Source organism: Thioalkalivibrio sp. AKL8, assembly GCF_000380525.1.
Lineage (GTDB): Bacteria > Pseudomonadota > Gammaproteobacteria > Ectothiorhodospirales > Ectothiorhodospiraceae > Thioalkalivibrio > Thioalkalivibrio versutus.
In genome coordinates, this window is sequence record NZ_AQYF01000008.1 from 161,412 (window position 1) to 177,329 (window position 15,918).

Here is a 15,918-nt window from a genome sequence, read left to right on the forward strand (position 1 = left end):
ACCTGCTGATTCGCGGGGACCAAAGAATTGGCGTGCAACTTGCAGTAGACCCCCGAGACGTGAACACCATCACTTGGGGATGCCGCTACCGCCATGTCCGACGCGCTCGACAGCACCCGGGAGTTCCTCGGCGCCCACGCCCCGTTCGACCAGCTCGAGACGGATGCGCTGGAGTTCCTGCTGCCCCGCCTGGAGAGCCGCTTCTACGCGCGTGGCGCGCGCATCACCGACCCCGAGGCCGGTCCGGCCCAGCGTTTCCACATCATCCGCCAGGGCCGCATCCGCGGCGAGACCCCCAGCGAGGACGAACAGCTCTCCGGCAAGGCCTGGGAGCTGATCCCCGGCGAATGCTTCCCGATCGGCGCCCTCCTCGGCCGCCGCGCGGTACATACCGTGCATCGCGCGGCGGAGGACACCGTCTGCCTGGAACTGAGCCTGGAGGACTTCGACCGCCTGCGCGCCCGTTCGCGGGTCTTTAACGACTTCTGCACGCGCCGCCTGGCCAACCTGCTGGACCGCCTGCAGCAGGGCCTTGACACCCTGTCCGCCCGCGACGGTGGCGCGGGACAACTCAACACGCCGCTGGTCCTGCGCCTGGCGCGCAGCCCGGTTACCTGCCGCCCGGACACCCGCCTTCGCGAAGTCCTGACCACGATGCGCGACGAACGGGTCGGCTCCATCGTCGCGGTCGACGACAACCAGCGGCCGGTGGGCATCTTCACCCTGCATGACCTGCTCTCGCGCGTGGCGCTGGCGGATGTCGACCTCGACACCCCGGTCGCGGCCGTGATGACCCCCGACCCGGTGGCGCTGGAGGAGAGCACCCCGGGCTTCGAGGGTATCGAGGCGATGACCGAGCACGGGATGACCCACCTGTGTGTGGTGCGCGACGGCCGCCTGGTCGGCGTGCTGGGCGAGCGCGACCTGCTGACCAGTCAGCCGCTGACCCTGGACGGCCTGGTGCGCGCGATCCGCCGCGCCGACTCTGTCACCGCCGTCGCCGAAGGCCTGCGCCAGGTGCCACGCCTGATCGAGGCCGTGGCCGGCCAGGGCGCAGAGGCCGATCAGGTCCTGCGCCTGATCACGCGTCTCAACGAACACGCCACCCGCCGGGTGCTGGCCCTGTTGCGGCCGCAGCACGAGGCCATCGAGGGCATCGACTTCACTTGGCTGGCGTTCGGCTCCCAGGCGCGCGAGGAGCAGGCCCTGGTCACGGACCAGGACAACGGCATCCTGTTCGACGCCGCGGCCAGCGACGCGGACGCGGTCCGCGAGCGCCTGCTGCCGTACGCGAAGGACGTGAACCAGGCGCTGGCCGAGTGCGGGTTCATGCTGTGCCCCGGCAACATCATGGCCGGCAACCCGGAGTGCTGCCTGAGCGGCCCGGAGTGGGATCAGCGTTTCACCCGCTGGATCGAGCAGGGCACGCCGGAGCACCTGCTCAAGAGCAGCATCTTCTTCGATCTGCGCGCCGTGGACGGCGATGCCGGACCCGTCGAGGCGCTGCGCACCCGCCTGCTGCAGAAGACCGCCTTCAACAGCCGCTTCCGCCGCCAGATGGCCGCCAACCAGCAGATGTTCCGCCCACCGCTGGGTCTGTTCGGCGAGATCAAGAGCGGGTCCAACGGAATCGATATCAAGAAACAGGGGCTCACGCCCTTCGTCGACGGCGCACGGGTGATCGCGCTGGCGGCCGAGTTGCCGGCCACACGCACCCACGAACGTCTGGACCAGGCCGTTGCGGCCGACGTAATGCGCGCCGCCGATGCCCAGGACTACCACGCCGCACTGCGCTACCTGCAGATGCTGCGCCTGCGCGCCCAGCAAAAGGCGCTGCGCGAGGGACGCGACGACGACAACCGAATCCGGCCGGAAGAGCTGGGTGCCCTGGAGGGACGGGTGCTCAAGGAGAGTTTCCGGCAGGCCCGCAAGCTGCAGGGACAGCTTGAGGTGCAATACCAGCTGTGATGGAACACGGCAAACAACAAAACCTTACGAGAGGAGCATCGTCATGTCACAAGAAGACCTGAGCCGGCAGGCCTACTGGCGGGCGCATCTGCGTCTGCTGGGCATCTGCCTGGCCATCTGGTTCCTGGTGTCGTTCGTGCTGGGCATTCTGGTCTCCCAGCCGCTGAACGCGTTCCAGCTGGGGGGCTATCCGCTGGGCTTCTGGTTCGCGCAACAGGGCTCGATCTACACCTTCATCATCCTGATCTTCGTTTATGCCTGGCGCATGAACGTCCTGGATCGCAAGTTCAACGTCCACGAGGAGTAAGCCTGTCATGGATCAACAGACTCTAAGCCTGCTCGTGGTCGGGGCGACGTTCGCCCTGTACATCGGCATTGCCATCTGGGCGCGCGCCGGTTCGACCAGCGAGTTCTACGTCGCCGGGCGCGGCATTAACCCGATCGCCAACGGCATGGCCACGGCCGCGGACTGGATGTCCGCCGCGTCGTTCATTTCCATGGCCGGCCTGATCGCGTTCCTCGGCTTCACCGGGGGTGCGTACCTGATGGGCTGGACCGGCGGCTACGTGCTGATGGCACTGCTGCTGGCCCCGTACCTGCGCAAGTTCGGGAAGTTCACGGTGCCGGAATTCATCGGTGACCGCTTCTACTCGAAGACCGCGCGCATTATCGCGGTGATCTCCCTGATCGTGATGTCCGTGACCTACGTGATCGGGCAGATGCGCGGGGTCGGGATCGCCTTCTCCAACATCCTGGAAGTGCCACTGGCCACCGGCCTGATCGCCGGCATGACCGTGGTGTTCATCTACGCCGTGCTCGGCGGGATGAAAGGCATCACCTACACCCAGATCGCGCAGTACGTGATCATGATCTTTGCCTACACGGTGCCGGCGATCTTCATTGCCATCACCCTGACCGGCAATCCGGTCCCGCAGCTGGGACTGGGCTCCACCCTGCAGGGGACGGATACCTACCTGCTGGAGGCGCTGGACCAGACCATGGTCGATCTGGGCTTCCACGCCTACACCGAAGTAGGCGGCATGAGCATGCTCAACATGTTCCTGCTGACGCTGGCGCTGATGATCGGTACCGCGGGCCTGCCGCACGTGATCATCCGCTTCTTCACCGTTCCGCGCGTGCGTGATGCCCGCAAGTCCGCCGGCTGGGCGCTGGTGTTCATCGGCATCCTCTACACCACCGCCCCGGCAGTCGGCGCGATGGCCATCTGGAACCTGGTCAACACCGTCCACCCGGGCGAGATCGGCACCGAAGAGGGGCATCTGGCCCATGCGGACCGGCCGGCGTGGATGGAGCGCTGGGAACAGACCGGACTGCTCGCCTTCGAGGACAGGAACGACGACGGGGTGATCCAGTACTACAACGACGGCAACGAAGAGTTCGCGGCTTTCGCCGAAGAGGAATACGGCTGGGAAGGTTCCGAGATCGTCACCCTCGACCGCGACATCATGGTGCTGGCCAACCCCGAAATCGCCGGGCTTCCGGGCTGGGTCATCGCACTGGTCGCAGCGGGCGGTATCGCCGCTGCACTGTCGACCGCAGCGGGACTGCTGCTGGCCATTGCATCGGCCATCTCGCATGACTTGCTGAAGGGCGTGTTCATGCCAAGGATCAGCGAGAAGAGAGAGCTCATGGCCGGACGTATCGCCATGGGTGTCGCGATCCTGTTCGCCGGTTATCTGGGGCTGAATCCACCCGGCTTCGCGGCCGAGGTGGTGGCACTGGCCTTCGGTCTCGCCGCGGCCTCGCTGTTCCCGACCCTGATGATGGGCATCTTCATGAAGAAGATGAACAAGGAAGGCGCGATCGCCGGCATGCTGGTGGGTCTGCTGACCACCCTTCTGTACATCTTCACGTACAAGGGCTGGTTCTTCTTCTCCGGCACCGCCATGCTCCCGGACAACCCGGACGGCTGGCTGCTGGGCGTGAACCCGACCGGCTTCGGCGCCATCGGCGCGGTCTTCAACTTCGTCACCGCCTACATCGTGATGAAGCTGACCAAGGAGCCGCCGAAGGACATCCAGGATCTGGTGGAAAGCGTGCGCGTACCGCGTACCGAAGGCTGATGGACGGTCCCGCCATGACCAACATGGCGGGACCCCTGCCACCATGACTGGATGGTCATTCGACAGGAGAAAAGACGGGGTCGGCTCAGGTGCACCGGGTCGGCCCCTTTTATCTGGCACAGTGTCTGCGGGCCAAGCGGCAATCGACCCCACCCCGGTCGATTGCCGGTTGCCCCACCCCACACGGACCCACGCATGAACGGCGAACTCGAAGAGATCCGCGAGTTTCTCGACCACTGCCCCGATCTGGCCCCCCTGCCAAAGGCCAGCCGGGATGCCTTTCTGCGCCAGCTCACTCTGCGCTACCTGCGTGAGGGCACCAGCTTTCCCCCGGACGCCGAACCCGGCCTGTGGATCGTGCGCACCGGCACGCTGGAGATCCGCGACGCACAGGACACCCTGCACGACCGCCTGGGCGAGGGCGATCTGGTGCACATCCCCAACACCCCGGCGCGCCCGCTGGGCCCGGTCACCGAGGACGCCCTGGTCTACCACCTGCCGCTGGATCGCGCCCTTGAGCTGGCCGCGCGCGACGACGCCATCGCCCAGTTCCTCGACGCCGACGCCCCGCGCCCACTGGCCACCGACCGCACAGCACAGGGCGGGCACGGGGACCGCAGCCTGCTAACCACGCCAGTGCGCGCCCTGATGACCTGCGACCCGATACTGGCGGTCAGCACGCTCAGCCTGCGCGAGGCCGCGCGCCTGATGGACCGCGGCGACATTTCCGCGCTGCTGCTGCACACGCCCGAGCGCCCGGGCGAACCCTGCGGCATCCTCACCGACACCGACCTGCGCCGTGCGGTCGCCAACGGCGTGGACCCCGGCCAGCCCGTTGCCGAATCCATGGCCAGCCCGCTGACCACGGTTGAGCGCGGCACCCCCGCCTTCGAGGCCCTGCTGCGCATGGCGCGCCACGACATCCACCACCTCCCGGTCGTCCACGAGGCCGACGGGACCCTGGCCGGCATCCTCTCCAGCACCGACCTGATCCGCCACCAGGGCACCAGCGCCATCTACCTGGTGCGCGACCTGCGCCGTGCCGACGACCTTGCCGGCCTGCAGGGCGTAATGCAGGCCCTGCCCCAGTTGCAGGTGCAACTGGTGGAGGCCGGCGCCGACGCCGCCCAACTCACCCAGACTGTTACCACGGTGATCGACACACTCACCCAGCGCCTGATCGAGCTGGACGAACGCGACCGCGGCCCGGCCCCCTGCGCGTTTGCCTGGCTTGCGAGCGGCAGCCAGGGCCGCCACGAGCAGACCGTGTTCACTGACCAGGACACCGCTCTCATCATTGCCGATGACGCCTCGCCGGACGTCGACGTCTGGTTCGCGGAGCTTGCCCGCGGGGTAACCGCCGGCCTCGACGCCTGCGGCATCCGCGCCTGCCCCGGCGATGTCGATCCCACCCATCCCGACTGGCGCCGACCCGCGGCTGACTGGGCGCGCGAGATGGAACGCGTGCTGCACCACCCGGCCCCACGCGATGCGATGCTGGCCACCCACTACCTCGACATGCGCGTGATCCACGGTGCGGCCGAACTGTTCGAACCATTGCGCCAACAGGCATTGGAGGTTGGTGCGCGCCACGAGGCCCTGCTGAGCACCCTGGCCGACCAGGCGCGCAACCTGCCCCCGCCGCTCGGCTTCTTCCGCCAGTTCGTGCTGGAAGACAGCGGCGCACACGCCGACACCCTCGACCTGAAGATGCGTGGGCTGCTGCCGATCGTCGCCATGGCACGGGTCTTTGCCCTGCACGCCGGCAGCGCGGCACGCAGCACGGTGGAACGCCTGAACGCCGCGGCCCGGGCGGGGGTTATCAACGAGAGCACGGCCGACAACCTGGCCGATGCCTGGCTGTACATCGCTAACCTGCGCGCCCGCCATCAGGCTCGCCAGATCCGCAACGGCCAGCCCCCGGACAACGCGCTGGACCCGGCCGGACTGTCCACCCTGGAGCGCAGTCACCTGAAGACCGCCTTCCGCCTGGTGAACGACGCCCGCAAGACGGCCCTCTGATGGTCTGCCCTCTGCACGCTGCCGCATGGCTCCGCCCGCCTGGCCACTGGCGCTTCTGCCGCGCCCGGCGTCGGGCTGCGCGCCGCGCCCCGCCGGGCCCGCTGCGCGAGCTCCTCGAGGCCCCCATGCCGCCCGCCGGCCAGCCGGTGGCCGCCAGCCGCTTTCTCGCAGTGGATCTGGAAACCACCGGCCTGGACCCGGAACACGACCGCATCCTGAGCATGGGCTGGGTGGCAATGGAGGGCCCGCGCATCGACCTCGCCACTGCGGACCAGCGCCTGGTGCGCGCGGAAGGGCCCGTGCCGGAGGCCAGCGCCGTCATCCACCGCATCACCGATCAGCGCGCCGCCAGCGGGGTACCGCTGGACGAGGCCCTGAACGCCCTGTTCCACGCGCTCGCCGGGCGCGTCATGGTGGCGCACCACGCGGCCCTGGAGATCGGCTTCCTCGAGCAGGCCTGCCAGCGCCTGTATGGCGTAAGCGCCCCGCTGGCCATCGTGGACACACTGCGCCTGGCGGAGACGGCCCTGCGCCGCGCCGGCCAGCCGATCCCGGCCCACGGGCTGCGCCTGCATACCCTGCGCGCGCGCTACAACCTGCCGGCCTACCGCGCGCACGACGCGTTGTTCGACGCCATCGCCGCGGGCGAGCTGTTCGCCGCACTGCTGAGCCGGCAATCGCCGGACGGAAAACTGCCACTGGGGCGCGTGCTGTTCCGCCCCGCGTGGCTCTGGTAAGCGCGGCCAGCGCCCGGTTCGCATGCTATCCTCGCACCCACCAAAGGGGCTGGCGGTTGGCCACTCCCATACCCCATACCAAAAACCGATCTGGAGGCCCTGATGAGTGACAACATCGAGTCCACCCTCACCGAGACGCGCCACTTTGCGCCGTCGGCGGAGTTCACCGAAAACGCCCGCCTGAAGCCGGCCGATCTCGAGGCCCTGCACCAGAAGGCCGAGGTCGACTACGAGGGCTTCTGGTGCGATCTCGCGCGCGAGAAGATCGACTGGCAGACCGAGTTCACCCAGGGTCTCGACGAGTCCAAGGCGCCGCATTACCAGTGGTTCGCCGACGGGCGCATGAACGTCTCCTACAACTGCATCGATCGCCACCTCGAAGTCCGCGGCAACAAGACCGCGATCGTCTTCGAGGCGGAGAACGGCGACACCCGCCACCTCACCTACCGTGACCTCTACAACGAGGTCGGCAAGCTCGCCAACGCCCTCAAGGGCATGGGCGTGGTGAAGGGCGACCGCGTCATCATCTACATGCCGATGAACGCCGAGGCCGTGATCGCCATGCAGGCCTGTGCCCGCATCGGCGCGATCCACTCGGTGGTGTTCGGTGGCTTCTCCGCGGACGCCCTGCGTGACCGCGTGGTGGACTCCGGCTCCAAGGTCGTGATCACCGCCGACGGCGGCGAGCGCGGCGGCAAGGTCGTGGGGCTCAAGGCCAACGTCGACAAGGCCCTGGACTCCAACCCGGGCGACGTCGAGAAGGTGGTCGTCTGCAAGCGGGCCGGCAACGACGTGACCATGCACGCCGACCGCGACGTCTGGTGGGAAGACGCCGTGGACGGCGAATCCGTCGACTGCGAGCCCGAATGGGTGGAGGCCGAGCACCCGTTGTTCCTGCTCTACACCTCCGGCTCCACCGGCAAGCCCAAGGGCATCCAGCACTCCAGTGCCGGCTACCTGCTGGGCGCGATTGTCACCAACGAGTGGGTGTTCGACCTGCAGGGCGACGACGTCTACTGGTGCACCGCGGATGTCGGCTGGATCACCGGCCACACCTATGTCGCCTACGGCCCGCTGGCCGTGGGTGCCACCCAGGTGGTCTACGAGGGTACCCCGACCGTGCCCGACGCCGGGCGCTGGTGGAAGATGTGCCAGGACCACGGCGTGACCGTGTTCTACACCGCCCCCACCGCCATCCGCGCGCTGATGAAGGCCGGACCGGACCTGCCCAAGCAGTACGACCTGTCCAAGCTGCGCCTGCTGGGCACGGTCGGCGAACCGATCAACCCCGAGGCCTGGATGTGGTACTACACCACCGTCGGCGAAGAGCGCTGCCCGATCGTCGATACCTGGTGGCAGACCGAGACCGGCGCCAACATGATCGCCCCGATCCCGGGCGCGACCACCCTGGTCCCCGGCTCCTGCACCCAGGCCCTTCCCGGCATTGCGGCCGACGTGGTGGACGAGGACGGCAAGAGCCTGGGCGCAGACGAGGGCGGCTACCTGGTCATCAAGAAGCCCTGGCCGCATATGCTGCGCACCGTCTGGGGCGACGACCAGCGCTACAAGGACACCTACTGGCCGAAGTTCGGCGGCAAGTACTACCTGGCCGGCGACTCCGCGCGCCGCGACTCCGAGGGCAACTTCTGGATCATGGGGCGCATCGATGACGTGCTGAACGTCTCCGGCCACCGCATGGGCACCATGGAGGTCGAATCCGCTCTGGTCGCGCACAAGGCGGTCGCCGAGGCCGCCGTGGTCGGCCGCCCGCATGACGTGAAGGGCGAGGCCATCGTCGCCTTCGTGATCCTGCAGGGCGATCGCCTGACCGGCGACGAGGCCGAGGAGATGGTCAAGGAACTGCGCAACTGGGTCGCCGACCAGATCGGCCCGATCGCCAAGCCGGACGACATCCGCTTTGCCGACGGCCTGCCCAAGACCCGCTCCGGCAAGATCATGCGCCGCCTGCTGCGCTCCATCGCCAAGGGCGAGGAGATCACCTCCGACACCTCCACGCTGGAGAACGAGGCCGTCATCCCGCAGCTCCAGGGCAAGGCCTGAGCCCCGGGCCGGGGCCCCGCGCCCCGGCCTCTTCCCGGCTTTCCCGGGCCCCCTCCCTCCCCCCGTCATTGCGAGGAGTGCAACGACGAAGCACAAAAGCAGCGAAGCTGCGTTGAACGGCCAAAGGCCGGCCCGAAGGACGAGCGCAGCGAGTAATCTCCTGATGCTGGCACTGCGCGACTGATCAGATTCCGGTGGTTACGGACGGAGATTGCCGCGTCGCCTTCGGCTCCTCGCAATGACGGGGCGGGGGTTATCATTCGCACTCACAACCCCTCCCAGGCACCATCACCGGCAAACCCCAGGCCCCACAACGCATGAGCACCCACCACTCCGGCACTCCAAAGGACCACCCCCAGGCCCCGCGCCTGCGCGTGCTGCTGGGCGAGGTCACGGCCATGGGCCCGGGCAAGGCCATGCTGCTAGAGGCCATCCGCGACAAGGGCTCGATCTCCGCGGCCGCGCGCAGCGTCGGCATGTCGTACCGCCGCGCCTGGGACCTCGTCGAGACCATGAACCAGAGCTTCCGCGAGCCCATGGTGGCCACCGCCAAGGGCGGCTCCGGCGGCGGCGGGGCCCAGGTCACCGCCTTCGGCGAGACCGTACTGGCACGCTACCGCGACATGGAACGCCAAGCCTGCGAGGCCCTGCGCGACGAGCTGCACGCCTTCGCCGACTTCCTCGCCGACGACCCCAAGCCGTAACCCCGACTCCAGCCTTGACGGGTCTCCCTGGCCCCCGCATCATTGCGCCTACCGATATGCAAACTGAAATATAACGAAACGCATATCCACCCAGACAAGAGCCGCGTCGCTGCGAGGAGCAACGCGACGAAGCACAAAAGCAGCGAAGCTGCGTTGAACGGCCAAAAGCCGGCCCGAAGGGCGAGCGCAGCGAGTAATCGCCAATGGAACCACCCGAGTCCACCAAGACCCAGCCACAGGGAACAACCTACACCATGCACCTGCGCGCCCTCCTCCTGACCCTGCTGCTCCTGCTACCCGGCCTGACCACCGCCAACGGCCCGCTGACCATCGCGGCCGCCTCCGACCTGCGCTTCGCCCTGGACGAGATCCTGGACGCCTACCGCGAGGCCCACCCGGACGATGCCGTACGCGTGACCTACGGCTCCTCCGGCCGCATGACCACGCAGATCATGAACGGCGCCCCCTACGACGTGTTTTTCTCCGCCGATATCGCCTACCCACAGAAGCTGCGCGCCGAGGGCCACGCGGTGACCGAGCCGGAGGTCTACGCCATCGGCCGCATCGTGCTGTGGAGCAACCGCATGGATGCCTCGGAAATGACACTGGAAGACCTGCTACGCGACGACATCCGCCGCGTCGCCATCGCCTCCCCCACCCACGCCCCCTACGGCGTGCGGGCAATGGAGGCGCTGAAATCCGTCGGCATCTGGGACGACCTGCAACCGAAGATCGTCAACGGTGACAACATCGCCCAGACCGCGCGCATGATTCAGGCGGGCGGCGCCGAGATCGGCATCATCGCCCTGTCGCTGGCCGAGTTCCCGGACCTCGCCGAACACAACTACCATCTGATCGACGACGCCCTGCACGAACCCCTCACCCAGGGCTTCATCATCACCCGACGCGGTGAACACAACGACACGGCCCACCGCTTCGCCGAGTACATGAACGGCGACACCGCCCGCGACATCATGCGCCGCTACGGCTTCGTGATGCCCGGCGAGGCCCTCCCCGAAGACGGGCCCGCCAACACGGCCGCGGCAGCCCCGTAACCGGCCATGTTCGAGCTCAGCCCCACGGACTGGATGGCGATCGAGGTCACCCTCAAGCTTGCGCTGTACACCACGCTGATCCTGCTGGTGATCGCCACCCCCATCGCCTGGTGGCTGGCCAACGGCCGCGCCCCCGGCGGCCTGCGCACGACGATCCAGGCACTGGTCGCCCTGCCGCTGGTCCTGCCGCCCACCGTGCTTGGCTTCTATCTGCTGGTCCTGCTGGGCCCGGCCGGCCCGGTCGGCAGCACGCTGGAGAACCTGGGCCTGAACCACCTGGCGTTCACCTTCCAGGGCATCCTGATCGCCTCAGTGATCTACTCCCTGCCGTTCGCCGTGCAGCCCCTGCAGCAGGCCTTCGCCAACCTCGGCCGCCGCCCCACCGAGATCGCCGGCTCGCTGGGCGCGGGGCGCATGGACCGCTTCTTTACCGTGGTCCTGCCGATGTCGCGCGGCGGCTTCATCGTCGCCGCCACGCTCGCCTTCGCCCACACCCTCGGCGAGTTCGGCGTAATCCTGATGCTGGGCGGCGCCATCCCCGGCGAGACCCAGGTGCTGTCCATCCTGATCTACGACCACGCCGAGGCGATGGACTTCGCCTCCGCGCATCGCCTGTCGCTCGGGCTGCTCATCTTCGCCTTCGTGGTGCTGTTCGTGGTCTACGCGATCAACCGTCGCTTCGACACGGTGCGCCTGTGACCCGACCCACGAGCGAAACACTGCGCATCCAGGCCCGGCTGGAACGCCCCGGCTTCACGCTGGACGTGGACACGGCCTTCCCGCTGGAGGGCGTGACCGCCCTGTTCGGCCGCTCCGGCTGCGGCAAGACCACCCTCCTGCGCATCATCGCCGGCCTGGAGCATCCGCCCGGCGCCGAGGTGCACTTCGGCGACACCATCTGGCAATCCGGCAAGACCTTCGTCCCGCTGCACCGCCGCCGCGTCGGACTGGTGTTCCAGGAGTCCACCCTCCTCCCGCACCTCTCCGTGCGCGGCAACCTGCTCTACGGCTACAAACGCACCCCGGAGCCCCTGCGCCGCCTGCACCTGGACGAGGTCGCCGACCTCCTCGGCATCACCGAGCTGCTGGAGCGCCGCGCCGACCAGCTCTCCGGAGGCCAGCGCCAGCGCGTGGCGCTGGGCCGCGCCTTGCTCATCAGCCCCGACCTGCTGCTGCTCGACGAACCGTTGAATGCGCTGGACACCCAGACCAAGCGCGAGATCATGCCCTTCCTCGCCCGCCTGTCCGACAGGACCGGCATCCCCACCCTGCTGGTCACCCACGCCCCGGACGAGGTCGAACGCCTCGCCCACCGCGTCACCTTCATGCACGACGGCCAACTCGAACGCCTGGAACCCCTGCGCGAGGCCCTCGCCCGCCCCGATTCCCCCCTGTTCCGCGACGAGGGCGCCGTATCTGTCCTGCAGGGCGAGCTGGGTCCGCCAGACGAACACGGCCTGCACCCCTTCGGCTCCCCGGACGCACGCTATCGCGTTCCGGCCACGCCCGGCTCCACCAACGGCGCCGGCAGCGAGGCCCGCCTGCGCATCGACGCCCGCGACGTCTCCATCGCCCTGACCCCACCCCAGGACGTCTCCATCCTCAACATCATCCCCGTCACCATCGAAGCCCTGGACGAGGCCCCCGGCCACCACGGCCCCGCCCGCATCCTCGCCACCTGCCGCCAGGACGACGGCCAGACCCTGATGGCCGAACTCACCCGCCTCTCCACCGAACGCCTCGGCCTCCAGCCCGGTACCCGCGCCCACGCCCTCGTCAAATCCGTCGCCTTCCTCGACTGAGCGGCCTTCACGCGGGCGCCAACCGGCACTACACCTTCGAAGCGTTCGCCAAACCATATTGCCCGTGCCAGAATCCGGCTGACGACCATGCAAAATGGCCACCACCCAACCCACCACGTACCAACACCGGTCTCCCGCGCGACATATCCAGGACCCATCGCCACCCTTGCACCCTCCTAACCCACTGAAAACATGCCCATCTGTGACGCTGCCTCATCCGGGATATATCGCGCGCACGTTCAACCAATATCTGTGCGCGCTACCTAATCACTGTTAGGGCTTCAGGAACGGTCTTCCGGATTGCCGTAGCATTATCTGATTGAGAGACTCTAAGTGAACCCGAAAGACATTCCTTATGGCTCCGTCAAGATAGTCGAAGGGCGACACGCTGGTCGGATCGGCTACTATGATGATGAAGACACAGAGTTTGACGAGGACATCAACTGGGATGAAATCCCGGAGGATGTAGAGGTTGAGGGTAGGCCTGTCGCTATCGTGTACTTTGGTGATTTCTTCGTCGCCTCCGGCTACTTTGTCATCCCTCTGGAGCATCTCCGTCCGGTCACGACGGATGATTTAATGCGTCGAAGAGAGGAGCTTCATAGCCTCTGTGGGCCTTTTGCGCGCTTTAAGAACCCCGAGCTCGATCTAGATGCCGAAGAGAAGAACTGCTATCTCGCGGAGCTGCACTACGTAGACACTGTACTGGTCGAACGAATGATAGAAGCTCGCTACCGGAATACCTCTCATGGCGCAAAAGTATTCATCTCTCACTCTTCGAGGGATAAAACGTTCGCCCGATGGATCGGGACCGATCTGAAAGCTGCGGGCCACACCCCATGGCTCGACGAGTGGGATATCCACGTTGGCGAATCGATACCTGCCAAGATTTCTTCCGGTCTTCGGGAGGCCGACTTCGTGGTCGTTGTTCTATCCGAGCATGCGGTCAGCTCCCAATGGGTCGAGAGGGAGTGGCATGCAAAGTACTGGAACGAGGTTGCTCAAGGCCGCATCCACGTCCTGCCCGCGTTATACAAGGACTGCGAGATTCCTGAGCTGCTCAAGACGAAGCGATACGCTGACTTCAGGAACAACTACAACGATGGACTGGAGGACCTGCTCGTGGCCATTGACCGGCTGCATGATATTGGGGGCCAATCCCAAAAATAGGGCAGCGTCGCGCTCGTCGTGTCAGGCTGGTGGTTGCCCCTTGGGTCCGCCTTGGCGGTCGGAACCCACTACGGGGTCGGACAACAATAAGTGCCTGAAACGCTTCCCGGTATCGCGATATCGGCGCCCCACAACGCCCTTAAACAGCCAATTTCAGGGGCGAAAGTGGCGGACGAGCGTGCAGGGAATTGGCAATGGGATATCTCCCTCCGCTCGTTCACGATATATAACCCGGACGCCCAACCAATATCCGTGCGCGCTACCTAATCACTGTTAAAGCTGCGGAGAAGGTAATGGTCGATCTGGTGTATCGGACGGCGACACCAGACGATGTGGAGGACATCGCTCGACTTGTCAATGCCGCATATCGGCCCAGCACCGGAGACGGGGGTTGGACTCACGAATCGATTTTGGTTGGAGGCCAGAGAACCAATCCGATGGAGATCGGGGAGGCAGTGGGGCTATCAAGGATTATGCTCGCCTTGGATGGTGCGCGAACTGTCGGCTGCGTTCAGGTTGACGTTAATGGAAGGGAGGCGTATATCGGCACGCGTGCGGTCGCGCCAGGAATGCAGGCTAAGGGAATAGGTAACTCGCTTCTCTTGCGCGCAGAGGCATGGGCGAGCGCTGCGCCGGGGGTAGAGGAGTTCGTGTTGGTAGTCGTGTCTGTGCGTCGGGAACTTGTCCAGTACTACACCCGCAGGGGATATGCCGAGGCCGGCAAGCGGATTCCGTACCCCATAGGGTCCGGGGTTGGGGAACCGCGTCACAGCACACTCGACCTTCCCATGCTACGAAAACGCTCTAACACGTCGCTCCAGACGGCATCAGGCCGAGACGCGGCCTTCCCCGGCTGAGCGCGGCCTTAGGAAATCGTCATGCTGAAATGGATGCCTGTTCTGTTGCTGGTTACTCCTGCCATTGTGGTAGCAGACACTGATCTAGAGTTTCATCTGTGCTCGCCCTATGTGCAGAAATCAGTGGCAGGGGAAAAGACAGATAGGGGCTGGCCGGTTTACGTCAAGTTGACAGAACTTGGTGCCACAAGTTTTGAGACGTTCACGAAAGCAAACAGCGGGAAGATGACCCGCATCGTTGTCATTGGTCGCCAGTTTTCGAGGGCAACAATATGGACGCCAATTCCTAGTGGAAACTTACATGGGATATTCAGTTCTCAGGAAGTTGCCACGGCATGGCAGCGAACTCTGGAAGGCGAATTACCGGCGGCACCGTGCGGTGCGAGGAACTGAGAAACGAAGAACGAGGAAGTCCAGAACATTACCGAGTCGGACGTCGGTAATGCACTGAACATAGAGCGGTAAGGGCCAAACCAAGGGCCCCATACCGCGTTAAACTGCCAATTTCCGCGCTAGAAACAGGCCGTGAAAGGCTTTCACAGCCTGTAACCAGGGGCTCGGATGTTGCGTATTGCGCGATACGCTATACTCGCGACATGATCAAGTCGTTTCGGCACAAGGGACTGCGCCGTTTCTACGAGTCGGGGAGCGTCACCGGCATACAACCTCGGCACGCGAAGCGGCTGAGGATGCTGCTGTCGGCCCTTGATACCGCTTACACAATCGAAGACCTGGATATCCCCGGCTTCCACTTGCACCCACTCAAGGGTTCCGAGCAAGGACGCTGGACCATCCGGGTCAGCGGCAACTGGCGCCTGACCTTCGAACACCGTGACGGCAATGTCCACGTCCTGGACTACGAGGATTACCACTGATGACCATGCACAACCCTCCGCACCCGGGCGAGTTCATTCGCGAGGTCTATCTTGAACCGTACGCCCTGAGCGCCCGGCAGTTGGCGGACAAGCTCGATGTCTCGCCCTCCACGCTCGGGCGTGTCCTTCTGGGTCGCAGCGGGGTGAGTCCCGAGATGGCACTGCGTCTATCCAAGACGCTCGGACGTTCTCCGGAAAGCTGGCTGGCCATGCAAGACCAGCACGATCTCTGGTGCGCGCGCAAAAACGTGAAGCTGGGCAAGGTCCAGAAGATGCGGTTCGATGACCAATCCGACCAGGGGCAACCAACCGCTCAGTAGCCGATCGAGCCCACCTAAACACCTTGCGGCGTCGGACCTCTAAAAGGCACTGATCAGAAGGGCATAGTTTCCAGCTCTAGTTCTCTGAAACGGTGGCAAGGGGCAAAAGGCAAGGTCTGACCCCACTTTCTTGCGCTTCCGGCTTCCCCGTTACTTCACCCCTTTCAGGCCGGTTCCGCAGGCCGTAGGACACACAGGGTCGACCGGAACCTGGCTTTTTCACGCCCCGGAGCCCGACCTGTATGTCGCGGGGGCGGTCAATC

Annotated in this window: 15 protein-coding genes; all 15 read left to right on the forward strand. The window is 65.8% G+C overall.

Annotated features, from left to right (window positions below; translation table 11 throughout):
* Positions 1-93: 93 nt before the first annotated feature.
* The 15 genes from G335_RS0108075 to G335_RS0108140 all read left to right on the forward strand — a co-directional run bounded on the left by G335_RS0108075 (position 94) and on the right by G335_RS0108140 (position 15,655).
* Positions 94-1,968: a DUF294 nucleotidyltransferase-like domain-containing protein gene (locus G335_RS0108075; protein ID WP_018176413.1), complete on the forward strand. Its 1,875-nt coding sequence runs from the start codon at positions 94-96 to the stop codon at positions 1,966-1,968.
* 43 nt (positions 1,969-2,011) lie between these two features.
* Complete coding sequence (locus G335_RS0108080; RefSeq protein WP_018146154.1) at positions 2,012-2,275, forward strand: DUF4212 domain-containing protein; 264 nt, start codon at positions 2,012-2,014, stop codon at positions 2,273-2,275.
* A 7-nt stretch (positions 2,276-2,282) separates the two neighbouring features.
* Positions 2,283-4,052, forward strand: a complete 1,770-nt coding sequence (locus G335_RS0108085; protein ID WP_018176414.1) for a sodium:solute symporter family protein — start codon at positions 2,283-2,285, stop codon at positions 4,050-4,052.
* Positions 4,053-4,247: 195 nt separating this feature from the next.
* Positions 4,248-6,074, forward strand: coding sequence for a putative nucleotidyltransferase substrate binding domain-containing protein (locus G335_RS0108090; protein ID WP_018176415.1), 1,827 nt, complete (start codon positions 4,248-4,250; stop codon positions 6,072-6,074).
* 125 nt (positions 6,075-6,199) lie between these two features.
* The gene (locus G335_RS0108095) at positions 6,200-6,811 is read left to right on the forward strand and encodes a 3'-5' exonuclease (protein ID WP_018176416.1); all 612 of its coding nucleotides are present in this window, start codon (positions 6,200-6,202) and stop codon (positions 6,809-6,811) included.
* 102 nt (positions 6,812-6,913) lie between these two features.
* Positions 6,914-8,872 (forward strand): acetate--CoA ligase, encoded by a 1,959-nt coding sequence (acs, locus tag G335_RS0108100; protein ID WP_018176417.1) that lies wholly within the window; start codon positions 6,914-6,916, stop codon positions 8,870-8,872.
* Between the two features lie 317 nt (positions 8,873-9,189).
* Positions 9,190-9,576 carry a winged helix-turn-helix domain-containing protein gene (locus tag G335_RS0108105; RefSeq protein WP_018176418.1) on the forward strand — a complete coding sequence of 129 codons (387 nt, stop codon included), beginning with the start codon at positions 9,190-9,192 and terminating at the stop codon, positions 9,574-9,576.
* A 254-nt stretch (positions 9,577-9,830) separates the two neighbouring features.
* Complete coding sequence (gene modA, locus G335_RS0108110) at positions 9,831-10,631, forward strand: molybdate ABC transporter substrate-binding protein (protein WP_026304792.1); 801 nt, start codon at positions 9,831-9,833, stop codon at positions 10,629-10,631.
* Between the two features lie 6 nt (positions 10,632-10,637).
* Entirely contained in the window at positions 10,638-11,330 is a 693-nt protein-coding gene (gene modB, locus G335_RS0108115; protein WP_018176420.1) for a molybdate ABC transporter permease subunit, read from the forward strand.
* Complete coding sequence (gene modC / locus G335_RS0108120) at positions 11,327-12,433, forward strand: molybdenum ABC transporter ATP-binding protein (protein ID WP_018176421.1); 1,107 nt, start codon at positions 11,327-11,329, stop codon at positions 12,431-12,433. The genes modB and modC overlap by 4 nt, the downstream gene beginning before the upstream one ends.
* Positions 12,434-12,766: 333 nt before the next feature.
* Entirely contained in the window at positions 12,767-13,603 is an 837-nt protein-coding gene (locus tag G335_RS0108125) for a toll/interleukin-1 receptor domain-containing protein (protein ID WP_018176422.1), read from the forward strand.
* A 293-nt stretch (positions 13,604-13,896) separates the two neighbouring features.
* Complete coding sequence (locus G335_RS0108130; protein ID WP_018176423.1) at positions 13,897-14,460, forward strand: GNAT family N-acetyltransferase; 564 nt, start codon at positions 13,897-13,899, stop codon at positions 14,458-14,460.
* Positions 14,461-14,481: 21 nt separating this feature from the next.
* Positions 14,482-14,853, forward strand: coding sequence for a SecDF P1 head subdomain-containing protein (locus tag G335_RS14180; RefSeq protein WP_143592464.1), 372 nt, complete (start codon positions 14,482-14,484; stop codon positions 14,851-14,853).
* Between the two features lie 203 nt (positions 14,854-15,056).
* The gene (locus G335_RS0108135; protein WP_026304793.1) at positions 15,057-15,335 is read left to right on the forward strand and encodes a type II toxin-antitoxin system RelE/ParE family toxin; all 279 of its coding nucleotides are present in this window, start codon (positions 15,057-15,059) and stop codon (positions 15,333-15,335) included.
* Positions 15,335-15,655, forward strand: a complete 321-nt coding sequence (locus G335_RS0108140; protein ID WP_018176425.1) for a HigA family addiction module antitoxin — start codon at positions 15,335-15,337, stop codon at positions 15,653-15,655. The genes G335_RS0108135 and G335_RS0108140 overlap by 1 nt, the downstream gene beginning before the upstream one ends.
* Positions 15,656-15,918 lie beyond the last annotated feature (263 nt).